Source organism: Flavobacterium bizetiae (assembly GCF_024271895.1).
GTDB lineage: Bacteria > Bacteroidota > Bacteroidia > Flavobacteriales > Flavobacteriaceae > Flavobacterium > Flavobacterium bizetiae.
Map to the genome: position 1 here is coordinate 1,525,365 of NZ_CP091861.1, position 17,701 is coordinate 1,543,065.

Consider the following 17,701-nt stretch of genomic DNA (forward strand, 5'->3'; position numbering starts at 1 on the left):
GTTCGTTATCGAACAAAAAAAGACATCATGCGAAGAAAACAAGCCCAAATATTAATCGTCGACGACCAGGAAGAAATTCTTTTTTCGGCAAAAATGATCCTCAAAAAACATTTTGAAACCATTTTTACAGAAAATAGTCCAAAAAAAATCATTTCTATTTTAAGTGAAAATGAAATAAATGTGGTTTTATTAGATATGAATTATAGAATTGGTTTCGAAGATGGGCGGGAAGGCATTCATTGGCTTAAAGAAATAAAAACACTTTCGCCGCAAACCATTGTGATTTTAATGACCGCTTTTGGTAAAATTGATACCGCTGTTGAAGGAATAAAAATTGGAGCCTTTGATTATGTTCTGAAACCCTGGAATAACGAAAAATTGCTTGAAATAATTGATAAGGCTGTAGCCGAAAGCAGAAAAAATAATAAAAAAGTTGTCGAAGAAAAACCTGCAGAAAACTATTTTGTTGGAAATTCGCTTAAAATAAAACAAGCCTATTCTATTGCCGAAAGAGTCGCCAGAACAGATGCAAACGTTTTAATTCTGGGTGAAAACGGAACCGGTAAATATGTCTTTGCAGAATTTATTCATCTGAATTCTGAACGAAAAGCACAGCCCTTTATTCATGTCGATTTAGGTTCCTTGAGTGACAATTTATTCGAAAGTGAGCTTTTTGGTTATGCCAAAGGCGCTTTTACAGATGCCAAAACAGATACACCAGGAAGATTTGAAATAGCTTCCGGAGGAACTATATTTCTGGATGAAATTGGCAATATTCCGCTGCATTTGCAATCTAAGCTATTGCACGTTTTGCAAACCAAAACCGTTACCCGTTTAGGAGAAAGTAAGGCGAGACCTTTGAATGTTCGTGTAATTGCAGCAACAAATAGTGATATAAAAGCTGAGGTTAAAAACAAAACCTTCCGTGAAGATTTGCTATATCGCATCAATACAATGGAGATTCATTTGCCTTCATTGCGTGAACGAAAAGATGATATTGTTCCGATGGCGCATTTTATACTGGATAAGATTGCCGAAAAATACAATCATGGTCACGAAGCTTCGGGATGGCATTTTGAAGATAATGTGGCGCCATATTTAGAAAAATATCCCTGGAAAGGAAACATTCGTGAACTGGAAAATAAAATAGAGCGTGCTTTGATTTTGGCAGACAATAATACCATTTCTGTAACCAATCTCGATATTTTAGATTTCGAAGAAATTCAGGAAAACGATGAAAACCCGTTGTCTGAAATGGAAAAAAGTGCCATCGAAAAAACACTTTTCAAATACAACGGAAACATCAGTAAAACCGCAGAAGAACTTGGTTTGTCAAGAGCCGCATTATATCGAAGAATTGAAAAATACGATTTGAAAAACTCATAACACAATTTTATAGATATAGCTTTGTGATCTTTAATTAGGTTTAAATTGCAAACCAAACCTTGCGAACTTTGCGAAAAACCTTGGGTGCTTTGAGGTTAAAAACTTTAATCTCGGGCAATAAAAAATAAAATAATGAAAAACTGGAAATTTTATAATGCGTTGTTTTTAAGGGTTGTCTTTGTTATGATTCCCTTTTTCTTTTGCATTTTTTTGATTTATAAAACGCTTTATTACAATGCGCTTTTAGTTGGTTTTTTTATTTTACTATTACTCTTTGAGATGTATTTTTATATCAAAAATCATTCACTGTTTTATGATAAAATATTGCTTTCGATCTTGCAGAATGATTTTTCGACCAACTTCCCGAAAGATTATAAAGAAAAGAAATTTAGCAACTTATATCTTTTATATGAGACCTTAAAATACCAGCAGCAAGACCAGACCTCAAAAGAATTAATTTACAAATCGATATTAAATAATATAGATACAGCAACTTTAATCCTTGAAAAAGAAAACGAAGACTGGAATGTTTTTTTAATGAATGATTGTTTTTCCCGCTTGTTTAAAGTGCCAAAAGTAAGTCACTGGAAATACCTGAAAAATTATTTACCATCACTCTGCAATGAGATTGAGAAAATCGAGTTTTCAGAATTAAAATCGGCAATTTCGATTAAAATAGAAGAACAGGATTTACAGACTTTTATGCTGCAAACATCCTACACACAAACTTATGAAAAAGAATATTTCATTATTTTATTAGATAGTATTCAGCGTGTTATTGAGAAAAAAGAAAAAGAAGCCTGGATTAATCTGATGAAAATTATTTCGCATGAATTGATGAATTCCTTAACGCCCATTCGTGCGCTTTCGCAGAATTTACTTCAGATTGTCGATCAGGAAAAACTCGAAGAAGATGATTTCGATGATATCAAAAGTAGTATTTCGACCATTATCAATCGAAGTGATCACTTGCAGGTTTTTGTCGAAAATTATCGAAAACTCGCCATGCTGCCAACGCCTACGAAACAGATGACGCCTATAAATTTACTCTTAGAGGATTGTATGCGAATTATGAGTCCAATTTTGAAAGCGGAGAACATCGAATTGGTTAATGAAATTAGTAGCCCAAGATCTATTTTAATTGATAAAAGTCAGATCGAACAAGTGATTATTAATCTCATTACCAATAGTGTTTACGCCTTAAAAGAAAAGTCAGAAAAGAAAATGTTTTTGTCTAGTTATACCGAAAATAATCGCTTTTTTATCACCATTTCGGACAACGGAAAAGGAATCGATTCTGAGATTAGGGACAAAGTGTTTCTTCCATTTTTCACCACCAGAAAAGATGGCGCAGGAATTGGTCTAACACTTTCTAAAAACATCATCGAAGCACATGGCGGCTACTTAAGCTACCAAACCGATGAAGATAAAACGAGTTTTGTGATTTGCCTGATCTGATTTGAACCATATAAGTTATATAAGTTCATATTAAGCATTACGCATAAATCTCTCGCAAAGACGCAGAGTCGCAAAGAAAATTTAAAAATAAAAACTTTGCGACTTCGCGTCTTTGCGAGATTAAATGACAAAGTAAATCAAGACAATACTTTAAATGAACTTATATAGCTTATATGGTGAAAACCTTTAAAATTCAATTTCAGGTGTCCAAAAGTGTTTTTCGAGATCGATGATTTGATTATCGACTACCTGAATACCTTCGCTTTCTAAAAGTTGTTGCATTAAATTCGTTCCGTCAAAATGGTGTTTTCCGGTCAAGAGACCTTTTCTGTTAACGACTCTGTGCGCAGGAACATCGTCCATGTTATGGCAGGCATTCATTGCCCAGCCCACCATTCTGGCAGAACGAGCCGTTCCTAAAGCCTTTGCAATTGCGCCATAAGAAGTTACTTTTCCGTACGGAATTTGTCTGGCGATGGTATAAACCCTTTCAAAAAAATTATCTTCAGCCATATTTTCTGCCACAGATTAAAGGATTAAAAATGATTTTACTTTATTTTGTAAATTTTAGGTTTTATGCAGATTAAAATTAAATTAAAAATCTTTTTAAATTCGCCTAAATCTGCATAATCTGCGTGAAACAAATTTAAAATTCATTTAATCTGCTACAGATATTTTTATCCAAAATAGTAATTCAAAATATTAAAAAGTGTAGCAATAGCAATTATTCCCGTGATACTACCAATAATAGTATTCATGTTTCGCATGATATAATCGGTTTTCTTTTCGATTCTTCCAAAGAAACCAATGTAACTGTATAACGCGGCAAACGAGCCCAAAACAGATCCGAATACAAAAGTAAAAATAATGTTGTTTTCGAATGCAAAAAGATGGTACGAAGCCAGCGTAACACTCACCACAACGTAATACGGAATCGGGAAAAAGTTCAGGCCGGAAAGTAACATTCCTAAAAAGAAACGGCTTTTTTTGCTGCTCTTTTTAATCTTCGATTTCTTGGCTTTAGGTTCTTTTGCAATAAACAAAAAGTAGATCGTAAGAATAGAAAAAATAGCAAACCCAACCTCGCGTAATAATGTTACCACATCAGGGCGATTGTCGATTACCTGAGCAAATAAAACCGCAAGTGAAACCTGAAAAAAGATAACTAAAACCGCACCGGCAACAAACCAAAGGGCGTTCTTTTTCCCTTCTTTCATGTTTACTTTAGCTGCCGTCATATTGATTAATCCCGGTGGAATAATCCCAATGAAAGCGGCAATAAAACCTGAAAGTAATGGGGTAAGTAATGCCATTCAGTTATTTAATGGGGTTGAAAAAGTGTTTAAAATTAAATTAGTCTTTAATTTTAAAGCGAATATACGTAATTGCCTTGTTAATTTCTAAATATTGTTTCTCGTAAAAAGTCTGAAAAGCAGTAACTTCTTCAGGACTTCCTTCGTTTGTATAGACGTTATGGTTGGCATATAAAACCTCGTGTCCTTCACCGTGAAGCAATCCAAGAGTATAACCGTGCATGAATTCGCTGTCGGTTTTAAGATTTACGACACCGTCTTTTTTAAGGATTTTTTTATACAATTTCAAAAACTCCGAATTCGTCATTCTGTGTTTTGTTCTCTTGTATTTAATTTGCGGATCCGGAAAAGTAATCCAGATTTCGTCTACTTCATTTTCATTAAAAATATGGTCGATCAATTCGATTTGAGTACGAATAAAAGCCACATTATGAAGTCCGGTTTCTACAGCAGTTTTTGCACCTCTCCAGAAACGAGCTCCTTTAATATCGATACCGATAAAATTTTTGTTAGGATATCTTTCCGCTAATCCAACAGAATATTCTCCTTTTCCACATCCTAATTCTAAAACTAATGGATTATCATTTTTAAAGAAATCAGAGTTCCATTTCCCTTTCAAAGGCATTAAATCGCCTACAACTTCTTCTCTGGTTGGTTGAAAAACGTTTTCAAACGTTTCGTTTTCTCTGAATCTTTTTAGTTTATTTTTACTTCCCACTTTTACAAAAATTTTCAGCAAAATTAAGGAATATAAACGAATGAAAATAGCCGAATTAGGTTTAAAGTTTTTTTGTTCCGAATTCGATGAATTGGTGCTAATTTTTTGCCACAGATTACACGAATTAAAAAGATTTTTTGAAATACTCTTTTAGGAGTTGAATGTCGGTAGAAAATTAGATTAGTACACCCAATAAAAATGTTCGGTAGGAACTAAAGCGGTTAAGTTTTTAACCACGAATTTCACGAATTTCCACGAATCAATTTAGCTAGATAGCAGAAAAAATTAGTGAAAATTAGTGAAATTCGTGGCAAACTATTTTTTACCTCAGGTAAGAAAATCATTTTAATCTGTGTAATCTGTGGCAAAAAAAATTACCCGTAATGAGCCTCAGTAATAGGTTTTAATTTAGGATCAAGCGTTTCGTCATGCTGAGACAAATCAAGACCAATATGTTCATTCTCTTCAGAAACACGAAGTGGGATTATAAAGTTCGTTACTTTAAACAAGAAATAAGCTCCGAAGAAAGTAAAGATAGAAACCAAAACTAAAGCCATCATATGGTGACCGAAAACATTCCATCCACCGTGAAGTAAACTTGCATCTTCACCATGAGCAAAAATCGCAGTCAGGATCATTCCCATAATTCCGCCAACACCGTGACAGGCAAAAACGTCAAGTGTATCATCAAATCGTTTAGAAAAACGACAATTTACAACCGAGTTCGAAACCAAAGCCGTTATGAATCCAAAAAACATACTTTCAGGAACCGATACAAATCCCGCGGCAGGCGTAATAGCAACTAAACCTACAACAGCCCCGATACAAGCACCAAGAGCTGAAACTTTTCTACCGTTCATTCTATCAAAGAAAACCCAAGTTAACATTGCGGCGGCAGATGAAGTTGTAGTTGTGGCAAAAGCCATTGCAGCAGTTCCGTTGGCCGCAAGAGCCGATCCAGCATTAAAACCAAACCATCCAAACCATAACATTCCCGTTCCTAATAATACAAACGGAATATTGGTTGGTATATGAGCACTATTTTTTCTTTTTCCTAAAACCAAAACTCCTGCAAGTGCAGCAAAACCTGAACTCATGTGCACGACAGTTCCTCCGGCGAAATCTTTCACACCAAAATAACTTCCTAAAACACCTGTAGGATACCAAACCGAATGGCACAAAGGCGCATAAATAAAAATGGTAAACAAACTAATGAATAGTAAGTACGATATAAAGCGAACGCGCTCTGCAAACGAACCTGTAATAATTGCCGGAGCAATAATCGCAAATTTCATCTGGAACAACGCAAACAACATAAACGGAATCGTGCTTGCTAATTCTTTATGAGGCAAAACGCCCACATAATCCATAAAAGCAAAAGTAGTAGGATTACCAAAAAAGCTATAAAAATGCTCTCCGGAACCAAATCCTACAGGATCGCCAAAAGCCAGACTAAAACCAACTACAACCCATAAAAGCGTTACAACGCCCAAACAAATAAAACTTTGCAACATGGTCGAAATCACATTTTTTCGGCCTACCATTCCACCGTAAAAAAAAGATAATCCCGGCGTCATAATCAAAACCAGACAGCAGGAAGTTAACATCCAAGCAACATCGGCAGGAACGATATGATCTGTTGTTCCAAATTCAGATAATACATAACTATTTTCAGTAACTGTTGGCCAAAACGCGCCCGTAATACAAACAATACTTATAATAATAAAGGAAATGATCCAGCGTTTTTCTATTTTCATTTTTCAAATACTTTATTTAACCCTATTTTTTTTGGGGTCAAAGTTAAAAAAAAATAAAGATTTTGATTTTAAGGGCTAATAAAATAGAGGTTGATCTTTTATTTTAGTTAATTTTGTAAAATTCGATCCATTTTTTTGAGAGTATGTTATTTTCAACTTCTAATTTACGGATAAAATTGCCAATTGTATTATAATTAATTTGATATACAACGCCGTAAAGCGCTAGAAAAGTTAGGATTATAAGAACAAAGTTCGAAAATGTTTATTTTTTCTGAAGCTTCGCAATCAAAACGTCTTCGATAGGCGCTTTTATTTTGGTCACCGCATCCACTTCGTCATTAGGAATTGTCATCGATAAAACATAATGCTGAATCTTCCATTCTTTCCCCACCTTAACCAAAACACCAGAACCACGACAAATTTTCATTTGTGTATTTAGCAATTCATCAAACCACGCGATTTTCCCGGTTTTATCAAAAAAGATATGACGTTCCAGAGCTTTAAAATTCCAGGTTGTTCCTTTATCAAAAAATGGTTTTGCCCAAACTTTAAAATCTTTTTTAGTCCAGTTTTCGGTGGCGTCAGTTCCAATAAAAATTCCGTCTTCGGCAATCAGATTAAAGTAATCGTCAAATTTTACCTCGCCCGCAGCCTTATGCCAGGCATCGATTGTTTGGTTGACTTTGTCTTTTTCAGACGTTTGTGCATTAGCAAAAGAGACAACAAATAATAAAAGTAGAATTGATTTTTTCATGAGAGGTTTTGTTTTGGATAAAGTTAGCAAAAAAACTTTCAAAGGTGCAAAGGTGCAGAGGTTCAAAGGGACAAAGGTTTTTTGTAGAGATGTATTATAGGGTGCGAGAAAAACTTTGCGCCTCTGCGCCTTTGCGAGATTAAATGAAAAAGCAATACAAATCTTATATTACTTATATGGTGAAATCTTACTATATTTGAGTGCTTTAAAATCGATACATCATGAATCCAAAAATACTTATCACCTCAATATTTGTTACTTCCTTAGTTTTAACCTCTTGCAAGAAAGAATTAGAACCGCAGGAAAACACACCAACATCCGAATTGGTAAAACTAGGATTAGCAAAAGATACCACAAAAACACCGTCGGTAGTTCAAAATCCTGTTACGAATCCCAATACCGTAATGGGGGAGACTAACGGAATAAATCCTGCTCACGGACAACCCGGACATCGTTGCGATATCGCCGTTGGCGCGCCATTAAATTCGGCTCCGGCACAACAAGGCCAAACTGCGACACAAACATCGCAACCAGTACAAGTAAATGCAGGCCAGCAACAAGTAGTAACAACAACGGCTACTCCTGTAAAAGTGGCAAAAGGAATGAATCCGGCACACGGACAACCAGGTCACAGATGTGATATTCCGGTAGGATCACCTTTAAACTCTCCCGTAGCAAAACCTGCGACCAATACAGCACAAAGCGGAACAACATCGCAAAACTTTACCGTTACGCCACCACCTGTAAACAATGCAGTTCCGGCCTTATTAAGCACCGAAGAAGCAGTAGCAGACGGAATGAATCCAGCGCACGGAAAACCCGGACATCGTTGCGATATCGCCGTTGGAGCTCCATTACCAAAATCATAATAATTACGTCAATAATCTGGGCGTGCCACCAATAAAAAAAGGGGCCAACTATGCAATCGCTTAGTCGGCTCCTTTCTTTATTGCTGTCGGGCTATCCGCGCTACTTCGGTAGCCAGCTTCTATCCCTCACGCGAAACAGTTTTCAGTTTCAGTTTTTAGTGTACTCTTGTCGTTCTAGTCGAAATGTCATTTTAATATAATATACGTTCCAATTTTCCGTAGAGACACACAGCAGTGCGTCTAATATTTTTAAACACAATCTCTTTGCGATCTCAAAGCAAAAGCATAATTCACAAAACTTCGCGACCTTTGCGTAATCCTTTGCTCCCGATAGCTATCGGGATTGCGGTAAAATTTCCTCTTTATTCAATTTCAAAAATCGCCTGAATTTCTACAGCCGAATTTATTGGTAACGAAGTAGCACCAATTGTTGCTCTCGCGTGTTTTCCTTTTTCACCAAAAACCAAAGCCGTCAAATTCGAAGCCGAATTCATAAGAGCGGCATGTTGTGTATATTCCGGAGTAGTATTAAAATATCCTGTCAGTTGCACGCATTGTTTTACCTTGTTCAAATCGCCACCGCAAGCCTCTTTCAAAACTGCAATAACATTTAGCATCGTTTGATACGTTGCCTCTTTAGCCTGATCTTCTGTAACCGTTGCACCAACTTTTCCCGGATTTAAGATCTTTCCGTCTTTCAGCGCCACTTGATTAATATATACTTTATGATCCGAAATCGTAAAGGGAACGTAATTCCCAACCGGTTTAGGTGCTTCAGGAAGTACGATATTATTGTCTTTTAAAGTTTTGTTGATATCAATTTTAGTTTCTGCTGATGCTGTTTTTACAGACTTTATATTCTCTGTGTTTTTCAATCCCGAAGCCACTCTTGCCAAAGCCTTCCCTTGTTCTTTAGCCAGATTCAATTCGCTTTGAGAAGGGCGGGTTCCAACAGGCGATCCGGCCAGCGAAGTTGCGCCAAATGGAGTATTTCCTTGTGGAACTGTTTTGTCTAAAGTTGCCGTTCCCATAATTCCGGTTGGTACAATCACCATTCCGTGCGACGCCAGGATATTCCAGAAAGATAAAATTGCTGCTTCTTTTCCTGCTCCGGATCCAGCCGACATAAATACAGTTGTTGGTTTTCCTTCTAAAGCTCTCGAAGTCCAAAGCGGAATACTCTGGCTGAAAAAGTAATTCATATCAGCACTAATATTCGCAAAATGAACCGGGCTTCCAAAAGCGATTCCGTCATAATTGGCTAATTCTTCGATGGTTGCAATTGGTAATTTCTCTACCTCAGCATTTAGTTTTTCTTTTGTGTTTATCGAAGGAACACGTTTTAAAGTCGCTTTAGTATTCGGATATTCCTGAATTCCCTCGGCAATAGCTTTTGCCATTTTATAAGTTCCGCCGTTTTGAGAATAGATCAAAACCAGCACATTTGTTTCCGATGATTTTACTTGCGCATTTGCGCCAAAGCCTATAAATACTGCGATTAATAATACGAGTAGTTGCTTTTTCATGAGGTACTTTTTTATAATTTGTAATGGATAATCTCAATTAAGAAACTCGGTTTATTTCAAAAACCAGGTTTCTCTTTTGGGATTGCAAAATTACTTCTTACAATGTCAAAAAGCGTTATTATTATGTTAATCGTATTTTGCTATGCGTTGTTTGTTGCAGATGTTTTAATAAATCGAGAGTCTGAAAAACTTTTTAAAGTAGGCTGAAAGCCCTAAAAGCAATAGCGTAGTGCAACGCACTACGAATTGAATCAAGAGTTAAAATCGCCCTGAAAGGGCAACAGCAAATAGACAATAAAGATTAAGGAAAACCGCAGTTTCTCATAAAAAATAATGTAAAATAGAATAAACCTTCCCTTTGAAATTAGGCTTTCGCCCTTTCAGGGCTTAAATAAAATTCATCTTCATTCATAGTGCTTCGCACCATGCTGTTGCTAGAGCTCTTTCAGAGCAACATATTATGAACGTTTATAATCACAGATTAAAAAATAAAATCTGCTTTATCTGCAAAATCTGCGAGAGAATATTTAGCACATAGAAAATAGAGTTTTGTTGCCACAGATTAAAAAGATTGAAAAATAAAAATCCGTTTAATCTCCGTGAAACAAAAAATATTAATCCTTTTAATCCTTTTAATCTGTGGCAAAAATTTTTAACTTCGAGGAAACAAATCGCCTTACTTATGAAAAAAGCAATTGTATACGGAGCAAGCGGATTAGTAGGATCTTATATTCTGGAAACTTTACTCAATAATGCCAATTATGAACAAGTCATAATTGTGGTTAGAAAAGAGCTAAATATTCAGCATTCAAAACTAAAAACGCTAATTGGTGATTTTAATACAATGCCAGAAGTCGTAAAAGACATTCATGTAGATGAAGTTTTTATCGCGCTTGGAACAACACAAAAGAAAACACCCGATAAAAAACTCTATTATCAAATCGATCATGATTACCCAGTTCTGGCGACACAACTGGCAAAAGAAAACGGAGCAAAATCAGTCTTTTTAGTTTCGGCAATTGGCGCGAATGCAAAGTCTTCGATATTTTATACCAGAATGAAAGGCGAAACTGAACAAGATATTATCAATTTGAATCTTGATCATACGTATATCTTTCGCCCATCAATGATTTTAGGAGACCGTAAAGAAAGCCGACCTCTTGAAAAAGTATTCATCGGAATTTTTAAATTCATCAACCCGTTATTTGTTGGAGGAATAAATAAATACAAAGGAATCGAAGCAAGCGATATCGCCAAAGCAATGGTAAAAAGTGCGAACACACTAAACGAGAAAGTCAAAATATTGCATTGGGAAGAAATGACCGCCTTACTCAAATAATACCAATTTATTTATGTTTTAGTCCAATGTTTTCCGGTATAAAAAATGGCATTATCCGAATTAGAGATAATGCCATTTTTAGATTTTGATACTATATAAATTAATGCGCTTTCATTTTTTCGAAAGTCGTAGTAAGTGATTTTTTTGCTTTTGCAAGAGCGCCGCTAAAAGCTTTTTCAAGCGTATCTGCGTGTTCTGTTACGGTTAAGGGTTGTAAGTTGGCAATACGAACTTCGATTACACATTTTTTATCGTTTACGCTGAATTTTTCTCCGTTTTCATCTCCAAAATGTACTTCAATGCGGGTTATTTTTTCTTCAAAACGAGCTAAACCTTTTTCTAATTCTTCAGAAAAATAAGCTGCTAATCTTTCGTGTCCTTCGATGTTCTTGTCGGTATTGATTTGAATTTTCATATCGGTTTATATTTAATGATTGTTTCTCAAAGCTATCTTTTTTAGAATGAAAAGCCAAGTCAGTTAATAAAACATTAAGAAAATAATTACGCTTTTTTTGTCACTGCGAGGAACGAAGCAATCACACAAGAAACTCCACAAAGTTTGTCCTTTAAGAAATAAAAAAGTACCAAATTTGTCAAGCTGAGCGAAGTCGAAATTGTCAAGCTGAGCGAAGTCGAAATTGTCAGGCTGAGCGTAGTCGAATTTGTCAGGCTGAGCGAAGTCGAAGCCCCACGCAACAATAAGCCCCAAAAATCGATACCCTTTTAAATTGCTAAAGAAAACCCGCACAAATAAAGTGATTTTTGGTATCTTCGCAGTCCTAAACATCGAGATTATGAACACAACAAAAATTTTTGCCCGTATGGTACGCTGGCGGTATTGGAAACAACTGCAACGTGTTCTCGAAAGACGTAGGACAGCTAACCCATACGGGTTTTATATTTCCTAAATTTCGAGATTATGAGTACAAACACCCTTTCAAAAGAAACTCAATTGCGGTTAACTGATTTCTTCAGTAAATCAATTGATCCAGAAACGATGGCAAAAAACATCCGCAAAGTAAATTACATGCTTGCCTTAAGCATGATGCGAGATTGTGAAACCCTCGAAACCGAAAAAATAAATCTGGAACAAGGTTTCTATTGGCTAAACGAATTAGCCGAAATTTTAAATCCTTATCTGGATGTTGAATAATTAAAAATGAGAAAAGCCACTGCGAATAGTGGCTTTTTTATTTTGTGGTTTGCTTTTTCTGCCTGCCTTATAATTACGAAGAATTGTCAGGCTGAGCGAAGTCGAAGCCCCGCACCAATTATCAAACTTGTCTTTCTGTAATTGCGTTTTGAATCTCAACAATACAGGAATCTAAATTCTTTTTAATGTCATTACTCCAGAAACGCAAAATCTTCCAGTTTTGAGATTCTAAATATGCATTGACTTCTATATCTCTTTGCATATTCCGTTCGATTTTTTTGATCCAGAATTCAGGATTGGTTTGTGGTTTTTTTCGGGTTTCCCAATCTTTCCCGTGAAAGAATTCTGAATCTACAAAAATGGCAATTTTTAACTGTTTAAAAGTAAAGTCCGGTTTGCCGAAAACTGTTTTGTTGTTTTTTCGATATCTGTAACCTAGATTCCATAATACTTTTGCCAACGTTACTTCGGCTTTTGTTGCTGTGCTTTTGATGGCACGCATGTTTTTGGAGCGTTGTTCTGGATTATGGACATCCATTTTATAATTCTTGTACTATAATATTAATTTCTATTCAACAAATAATATTCCTTGCCTATTTATATGTCTTGCAAGCTTTGATTGAATTTCTGCCAATAATTGTTGACGGACTCTAAATATTGCTTTTAATTTATTATTTGGTGGAAATTTTTCTAAGGTAAAGAAGAATTTAAAATGAAGGATAATTATATAATCATGATTTTTATAATTAAATGAAGGCGAGATAAATATAGCTTCTGATTTATCATCTATATAGCTTAAATATTCACTTTTAATCATTAAACCTTTGACGATTCGATTATATTTAAATTTCATTTGAACAAAATCACAGAGAGGAGTTGTAATTAATAATATCTTTTTCCAATCTGTTCTTATTTCTTCCCTCCTAAGGCTTATTTTTTTTGATATTTGACTTTTTGAAATTCCAGGATTTTCGCTCTTAATTATTTCTTCTAATTTCTTGATGTTTAAAATATTATTAAATAAATCTTTTTCAAAAATTTCTTTATGATTTCTCAGATCATCTTCTATAACTGTACCAGAAAAACTTGTGGGTAAAGTTTCTGTTGATGTTAATAATTTTCTATTAATTAAACCTATTCCATTAATATTTTTGCCTATGGGTAAAGTCAACGTTTTTGCGTTTGAAATTTTACTAGTATTTGATAGATGCTCTATAGTATCATTAAAAATAATGTTTAAGGCATTTGTACTGCTCTTAATCTTATTTTCGGCGCTTAAACTATTGTAAATTTTTCCTGAGTAGCTAGCTCCTAATTTTGTTAAAATGTAATTCGCGTTGCTTGTCCAATCAGGAAAAGGATTAATTGAACTAAAAACATCTTCTAATGTTCTGTCTCCTGATTCATGAATTTGATTTTCCCAATCTAATAAATAATTAAATGCAGAATGGACATCTATAGCAGTATCTATTCTTTCAAAAAGGGTTGCTATTTTTTCTTCAAATTCATCCGTTGGTGTGCCATCATAATTGAAAAAATCAGATTTACTGGCGGATAGAAAGGCAATTGGTTTTCGATCACTTAATTCTTGATTAAATATTTCTTCTTCAATAAGATTTTTATGATCTTCATGTCTACTCCAGTAAATTATTACATATGGATGGTTTTTCTTAGAAATTACTCTGTTTAAAACAGGTAATAGCCTTCCTTTTAATACTTTATTTTCGTATTCACGATCGTCTATAAGATTTATGTCAAGAAATAAGATCCTTATATCATTATAATTATCATTTTCTTGGGGTAGGAAAATTTCTTCACCTGAGTAGTAACAATGTGGTAATTGCTTTTGCGATAGAATGTTAATTAAAGGTCCAGCATGACTAATTTGGTCATCTATAATTGCAATTCGTCCATTTATTGGTAAACTCATAAAACTATTTTTTAAAAGCTAATACTATTGTTGCGCCATTTTTAAATTCACTAGGTATTTCAAAATCAGATTCATTAGGGAATATCATTCTCCCTCCTTGAGCTTCCATTATTTCATTAGAGATGTGAAGTCCCAGTCCCATTCCTCCGGGTTTACCAGATACGAAAGGTTCTGTTATATCATCAGTCGGGATTAAAAAACCTGTACCATTATCAGCAATTATTAGATATATTGAATTTTCATCTTCGGTAATGTCAATAAATAGTTTTTTAATAAAGGGTTCTTTCTTTTCAATAGAAGTGAAAGATTTTTGATCTAACCAATAAATTGCATTATCTACAATATTCATAATTGTTCCAGTTAAAAGATTTTTAGCAATTTTAAGTTTACTGTTTCCTTTGTAAGATTTATATTGCTTAAAAACTTCAACCTTATGTGACATTAATCTATATTCCGTGTTGAATATAGCTTGGTCAATTATTTGTGAAATGTTTTCTGATGTTTGACTTGATTTTCTAATTATTTCGGCATATCCATCAATTAATGAAGATAGGTGAGTCACGAGTTTTAAGACTCTATCTGAAGCTTTTTCAGTTTTTAAAACTTTTTCTACTTCAAATAAAATTTTTTCCACTTCATGAACAACTACGGACATGCTTAATCCTGCTCCAGCAGCTTTAAGTAAATTTTCACTAACTCTTCTGTAATCTCCTTCAATTTTGTTAAGATATTTTAGAATTTGGGTCTTTACTTCACTATCTTTTATTTTATCTTCAACATAGTTTTTAGCTTCATTTATTGTAGTAGCTAAAGGAGCTGATTTTGGAGTAGGACCATAGGTTTCTTTTAATTTTTTTTTGTCCGTAAATCTTAAGGTTTCAACTATGTCTAAAGAATGTAAAATAGAATTTCTGAAAGCTTTATATGCATCATTTTCGACAAAACCTTCTCTATTGGTTTTTTCATGTAAATCTGGACTGTCTTTTCTGTTTAAATAAACAGCCCCTAAAATTAAGTTATTGCTAATTGCTTTTGTAGGTTGCTGAAATCTTCTAAAGTCTAAATTTAGCCAATCATTTTCAGGTTCACCATAATCGTAAACTCTTAATCCGTCCCTAAAAACTTTAATACCTCCGTTTGATTTTAAATATTTTTTAAAACCAATTTTGTCTGATACGCCCATTTTTAAAAGAAATGGATCTTGATCAAAAACATAGCCTTCAAATATGACTTCTCCAATTTTATAATTTGAAAGGGAAAAAATTTCTTCCTTTCCGTTTTCATTTTTAAATTTTAGGGTTTTAAATGTTTTTACTAGATTATCATTAATATCTATTTCTCTAGGGAAAAGCTTATTCATTGTTAACCATGGAGTGAAAGTATATTTAAAATCTGTTATTAAATTATCGTTCATTGTTACTGTAAATTTGAACAAGGAATAATCTTTAACATCTTCCCACTCTAATAAATCATCAAACCATCTTGGTTTATCTAATATATCATATGTTGGTAAAAAAGAATCATTGTTTTTGAAAGGTGAAGCTAAGGCAGTTATAGAGCGTTTGACTTCTCGTGCCATACCTCTTTCCCATTTTTTTCGTAGTTTTTTAATGATAATATTGGTTCCAGTTTTACCATCTTTAAAATGCTGGGGGTGAGATCTTTCAATAATATTAATAGGAACTTCATTCAGGTATTTATAATTATTAAAGTCCTCCCAATTTATTTCAACATAAACTTCATTAAAACCATCTGCTTTTGTTGTTAGTTCGATGATGTTCCCCAGTTTATGAACACCAAAACGACCAATTCCTTTCTCTCCTATAGGTGAACGATTATATTTTGGGGATGTTTTATTATTTTTAATTTGTTCACTTTTAAAATCTGCACCCGGTTCAAGCCAAACATTTTCAACGATTTCTGGACTCATTCCAAAGCCGTCATCTTCTATAATAATTATTCCTTCTTCTTGATTTTCAGGATTCTCCATGTATATGTTAACAATGTTTGCATCTGCATCATAAGAATTTTTAACTAATTCTACTAATGCAATGCTTTCATTTTTAATAAGTTGGTCTCCAAGTTGAATCAGTAAACGAGCTCTTGGTTTGAAACTAACCAAAGATTTTTTATCGTCATTTTTTATTATATCTGACATAATAATTCTTTCATTTTTTTAGCAATTGCATTAGCCATCAGGGGCGGAACCGCATTACCAATTTGTTTAAACGCTGCTGATCGTGAACCTTCAAAATAAAAGTCATCTGGAAAAGATTGTAATCTTGCAGCTTCACGTACAGATATAGAACGACATTGTTTTTCGTCGGGATGAATATAATAATGACCATCTTTCGCAATGTGCGCTACAACGGTATGAGAAATTCCTAATCCGTCAATTACTTTGTATCGGTCTGTAAATGAAGTTTCGTTTTTATGTGTTTTTAATTCTTCGGGTAAATCAGGATAACGTAATCTTTCTTGTCCTTTATTCCATTTTTGAATCGCTGTTTTATAAATAGCTAAATCTCTTGAATTATGAGGTCTTGAAATGTGTTGTGTAACGAAATCTACACCATTTCGTAATTCGAATTTTTCAAGATATTCGTTTTTTGTTTCTGTATATTTTGTTGTTTTAAATCCTTCGCCAGGTTTTAGTTTTGGTAAATCCTGAAAAGCATCATTCACTTTAAATTGCTGAATTATTTTTTTGAATTCTGGAAATCCAAAATCATTATCTTTTTTCCAGCCAACAATAATTATTCTTTTACGAGCTTGTAAAACTCCAAAATCTGAAGCAATTAAAGTTTCATGATAAACTTCGTAGCCAATTCTTCTAAAATAAGCTTTTAGGTTTTTGAAATGTTCTCCTTTGTTTGCTGTTAATAATCCCGGAACATTTTCGAATACAAATGCTTTTGGTTTAAATTCTTTAAGAAATCTTCCGTATTGTATGTATAATTTATTTCTGGGATCTTTTTCAATTTTATCCTGATGTCTTCTTAATAACGAATATGCCTGACATGGAGGTCCGCCAATTATTAGATCAATTGTCTTTCCAGATTGTTTTATTTTTTCAAAAAGCCCGGCAATTGTGTCGTCATTAATTTCTACGTTTGAAACAGAATTAAGAATTTCATTTGGAATTTTTTTATAAAAAGCTTCTTGTGTAATTTCACTTTTTATGTATTTGTAATATAAATCGAGATTATTTTTTGATTTTAAATAATGATATGCAGCTCTGGTTTTAATAGTTAAGCAGGCTTCAGGATTCATTTCGATATGAGATACAGGATTAAATCCTGCCTTTATAAATCCTTCAGACATACCAGATGCCCCGGCAAATAAATCAATAAAATTGAGATTATTCTCCATAATTAAATAGTTCCTGAATTTTTACTTCAAGTGCTTTTTCAATATTAATAAAATTTTTCTTTCAATTATTTAAAATAGATAATTGAATTTAAAACAAATATACTTCATTAACTAATTATATTTTAT

The 17,701-nt window shown here is 33.8% G+C and carries 16 protein-coding genes; 5 read left to right on the forward strand and 11 right to left on the reverse strand.

Features of this window, described 5'->3' with window-relative positions; translation table 11 throughout:
* The first annotated feature begins 27 nt into the window (after positions 1-27).
* Positions 28-1,386, forward strand: a complete 1,359-nt coding sequence (locus L0669_RS06830; protein WP_263762282.1) for a sigma-54-dependent transcriptional regulator — start codon at positions 28-30, stop codon at positions 1,384-1,386.
* Positions 1,387-1,518: 132 nt separating this feature from the next.
* Positions 1,519-2,844 carry a sensor histidine kinase gene (locus L0669_RS06835; RefSeq protein WP_263762284.1) on the forward strand — a complete coding sequence of 442 codons (1,326 nt, stop codon included), beginning with the start codon at positions 1,519-1,521 and terminating at the stop codon, positions 2,842-2,844.
* 186 nt (positions 2,845-3,030) lie between these two features.
* On the opposite strand, the gene L0669_RS06840 is transcribed toward L0669_RS06835, so the two are convergent.
* The 5 genes from L0669_RS06840 to L0669_RS06860 form a co-directional block, all read right to left on the reverse strand.
* Positions 3,031-3,357, reverse strand: coding sequence for an MGMT family protein (locus L0669_RS06840; RefSeq protein ID WP_263762286.1), 327 nt, complete (start codon positions 3,355-3,357; stop codon positions 3,031-3,033).
* Between the two features lie 164 nt (positions 3,358-3,521).
* Positions 3,522-4,157 (reverse strand): LysE family transporter, encoded by a 636-nt coding sequence (locus L0669_RS06845; RefSeq protein ID WP_173969678.1) that lies wholly within the window; start codon positions 4,155-4,157, stop codon positions 3,522-3,524.
* 40 nt (positions 4,158-4,197) lie between these two features.
* The gene (gene trmB, locus L0669_RS06850) at positions 4,198-4,875 is read right to left on the reverse strand and encodes a tRNA (guanosine(46)-N7)-methyltransferase TrmB (RefSeq protein WP_042563416.1); all 678 of its coding nucleotides are present in this window, start codon (positions 4,873-4,875) and stop codon (positions 4,198-4,200) included.
* A gap of 374 nt (positions 4,876-5,249) precedes the next feature.
* Positions 5,250-6,632, reverse strand: a complete 1,383-nt coding sequence (locus tag L0669_RS06855; protein WP_173969679.1) for an ammonium transporter — start codon at positions 6,630-6,632, stop codon at positions 5,250-5,252.
* A gap of 262 nt (positions 6,633-6,894) precedes the next feature.
* Positions 6,895-7,386, reverse strand: a complete 492-nt coding sequence (locus L0669_RS06860) for a nuclear transport factor 2 family protein (RefSeq protein WP_263762288.1) — start codon at positions 7,384-7,386, stop codon at positions 6,895-6,897.
* A 221-nt stretch (positions 7,387-7,607) separates the two neighbouring features.
* Between L0669_RS06860 and L0669_RS06865 the strand changes: the two genes are divergently transcribed.
* A complete protein-coding gene (locus tag L0669_RS06865) occupies positions 7,608-8,255 on the forward strand; it encodes a hypothetical protein (protein ID WP_263762291.1) in 648 nt (215 codons plus the stop codon).
* A 362-nt stretch (positions 8,256-8,617) separates the two neighbouring features.
* On the opposite strand, the gene wrbA is transcribed toward L0669_RS06865, so the two are convergent.
* Entirely contained in the window at positions 8,618-9,781 is a 1,164-nt protein-coding gene (gene wrbA, locus L0669_RS06870; RefSeq protein WP_263762293.1) for an NAD(P)H:quinone oxidoreductase, read from the reverse strand.
* 682 nt (positions 9,782-10,463) lie between these two features.
* On the opposite strand from wrbA, the gene L0669_RS06875 reads away from it, so the two are divergent.
* Positions 10,464-11,120 (forward strand): oxidoreductase, encoded by a 657-nt coding sequence (locus L0669_RS06875; RefSeq protein ID WP_263762295.1) that lies wholly within the window; start codon positions 10,464-10,466, stop codon positions 11,118-11,120.
* Between the two features lie 100 nt (positions 11,121-11,220).
* Here the strand turns inward: L0669_RS06875 and L0669_RS06880 are convergent, their stop codons facing one another.
* Positions 11,221-11,535 (reverse strand): HPF/RaiA family ribosome-associated protein, encoded by a 315-nt coding sequence (locus L0669_RS06880; RefSeq protein WP_263762297.1) that lies wholly within the window; start codon positions 11,533-11,535, stop codon positions 11,221-11,223.
* Positions 11,536-12,039: 504 nt separating this feature from the next.
* On the opposite strand from L0669_RS06880, the gene L0669_RS06885 reads away from it, so the two are divergent.
* Positions 12,040-12,273, forward strand: a complete 234-nt coding sequence (locus L0669_RS06885) for a hypothetical protein (protein ID WP_173969685.1) — start codon at positions 12,040-12,042, stop codon at positions 12,271-12,273.
* A gap of 121 nt (positions 12,274-12,394) precedes the next feature.
* On the opposite strand, the gene L0669_RS06890 is transcribed toward L0669_RS06885, so the two are convergent.
* The 4 genes from L0669_RS06890 to L0669_RS06905 are packed head-to-tail and all read right to left on the reverse strand — an operon-like array spanning position 12,395 to position 17,575.
* Positions 12,395-12,811 (reverse strand): very short patch repair endonuclease, encoded by a 417-nt coding sequence (locus L0669_RS06890; protein ID WP_263762299.1) that lies wholly within the window; start codon positions 12,809-12,811, stop codon positions 12,395-12,397.
* Between the two features lie 30 nt (positions 12,812-12,841).
* Entirely contained in the window at positions 12,842-14,203 is a 1,362-nt protein-coding gene (locus tag L0669_RS06895) for a hypothetical protein (RefSeq protein ID WP_263762301.1), read from the reverse strand.
* Positions 14,204-14,207: 4 nt separating this feature from the next.
* Positions 14,208-16,361, reverse strand: coding sequence for a sensor histidine kinase (locus L0669_RS06900; RefSeq protein WP_263762303.1), 2,154 nt, complete (start codon positions 16,359-16,361; stop codon positions 14,208-14,210).
* Positions 16,349-17,575 carry a DNA cytosine methyltransferase gene (locus L0669_RS06905; protein WP_263762304.1) on the reverse strand — a complete coding sequence of 409 codons (1,227 nt, stop codon included), beginning with the start codon at positions 17,573-17,575 and terminating at the stop codon, positions 16,349-16,351. The genes L0669_RS06900 and L0669_RS06905 overlap by 13 nt, the downstream gene beginning before the upstream one ends.
* Between the last annotated feature and the right edge of the window lie 126 nt (positions 17,576-17,701).

Bases quoted from the DNA above. Each gene is read 5' to 3' on its own strand.
- L0669_RS06830 (WP_263762282.1), top strand. From the start codon at position 28: ATGCGAAGAAAACAAGCCCAAATATTAATCGTCGACGACCAGGAAGAA.
- L0669_RS06835 (WP_263762284.1), top strand. From the start codon at position 1,519: ATGAAAAACTGGAAATTTTATAATGCGTTGTTTTTAAGGGTTGTCTTT.
- L0669_RS06840 (WP_263762286.1), bottom strand. From the start codon at position 3,357: ATGGCTGAAGATAATTTTTTTGAAAGGGTTTATACCATCGCCAGACAA.
- L0669_RS06845 (WP_173969678.1), bottom strand. From the start codon at position 4,157: ATGGCATTACTTACCCCATTACTTTCAGGTTTTATTGCCGCTTTCATT.
- L0669_RS06855 (WP_173969679.1), bottom strand. From the start codon at position 6,632: ATGAAAATAGAAAAACGCTGGATCATTTCCTTTATTATTATAAGTATT.
- L0669_RS06860 (WP_263762288.1), bottom strand. From the start codon at position 7,386: ATGAAAAAATCAATTCTACTTTTATTATTTGTTGTCTCTTTTGCTAAT.
- L0669_RS06865 (WP_263762291.1), top strand. From the start codon at position 7,608: ATGAATCCAAAAATACTTATCACCTCAATATTTGTTACTTCCTTAGTT.
- wrbA (WP_263762293.1), bottom strand. From the start codon at position 9,781: ATGAAAAAGCAACTACTCGTATTATTAATCGCAGTATTTATAGGCTTT.
- L0669_RS06875 (WP_263762295.1), top strand. From the start codon at position 10,464: ATGAAAAAAGCAATTGTATACGGAGCAAGCGGATTAGTAGGATCTTAT.
- L0669_RS06880 (WP_263762297.1), bottom strand. From the start codon at position 11,535: ATGAAAATTCAAATCAATACCGACAAGAACATCGAAGGACACGAAAGA.
- L0669_RS06885 (WP_173969685.1), top strand. From the start codon at position 12,040: ATGAGTACAAACACCCTTTCAAAAGAAACTCAATTGCGGTTAACTGAT.
- L0669_RS06890 (WP_263762299.1), bottom strand. From the start codon at position 12,811: ATGGATGTCCATAATCCAGAACAACGCTCCAAAAACATGCGTGCCATC.
- L0669_RS06895 (WP_263762301.1), bottom strand. From the start codon at position 14,203: ATGAGTTTACCAATAAATGGACGAATTGCAATTATAGATGACCAAATT.
- L0669_RS06900 (WP_263762303.1), bottom strand. From the start codon at position 16,361: ATGTCAGATATAATAAAAAATGACGATAAAAAATCTTTGGTTAGTTTC.
- L0669_RS06905 (WP_263762304.1), bottom strand. From the start codon at position 17,575: ATGGAGAATAATCTCAATTTTATTGATTTATTTGCCGGGGCATCTGGT.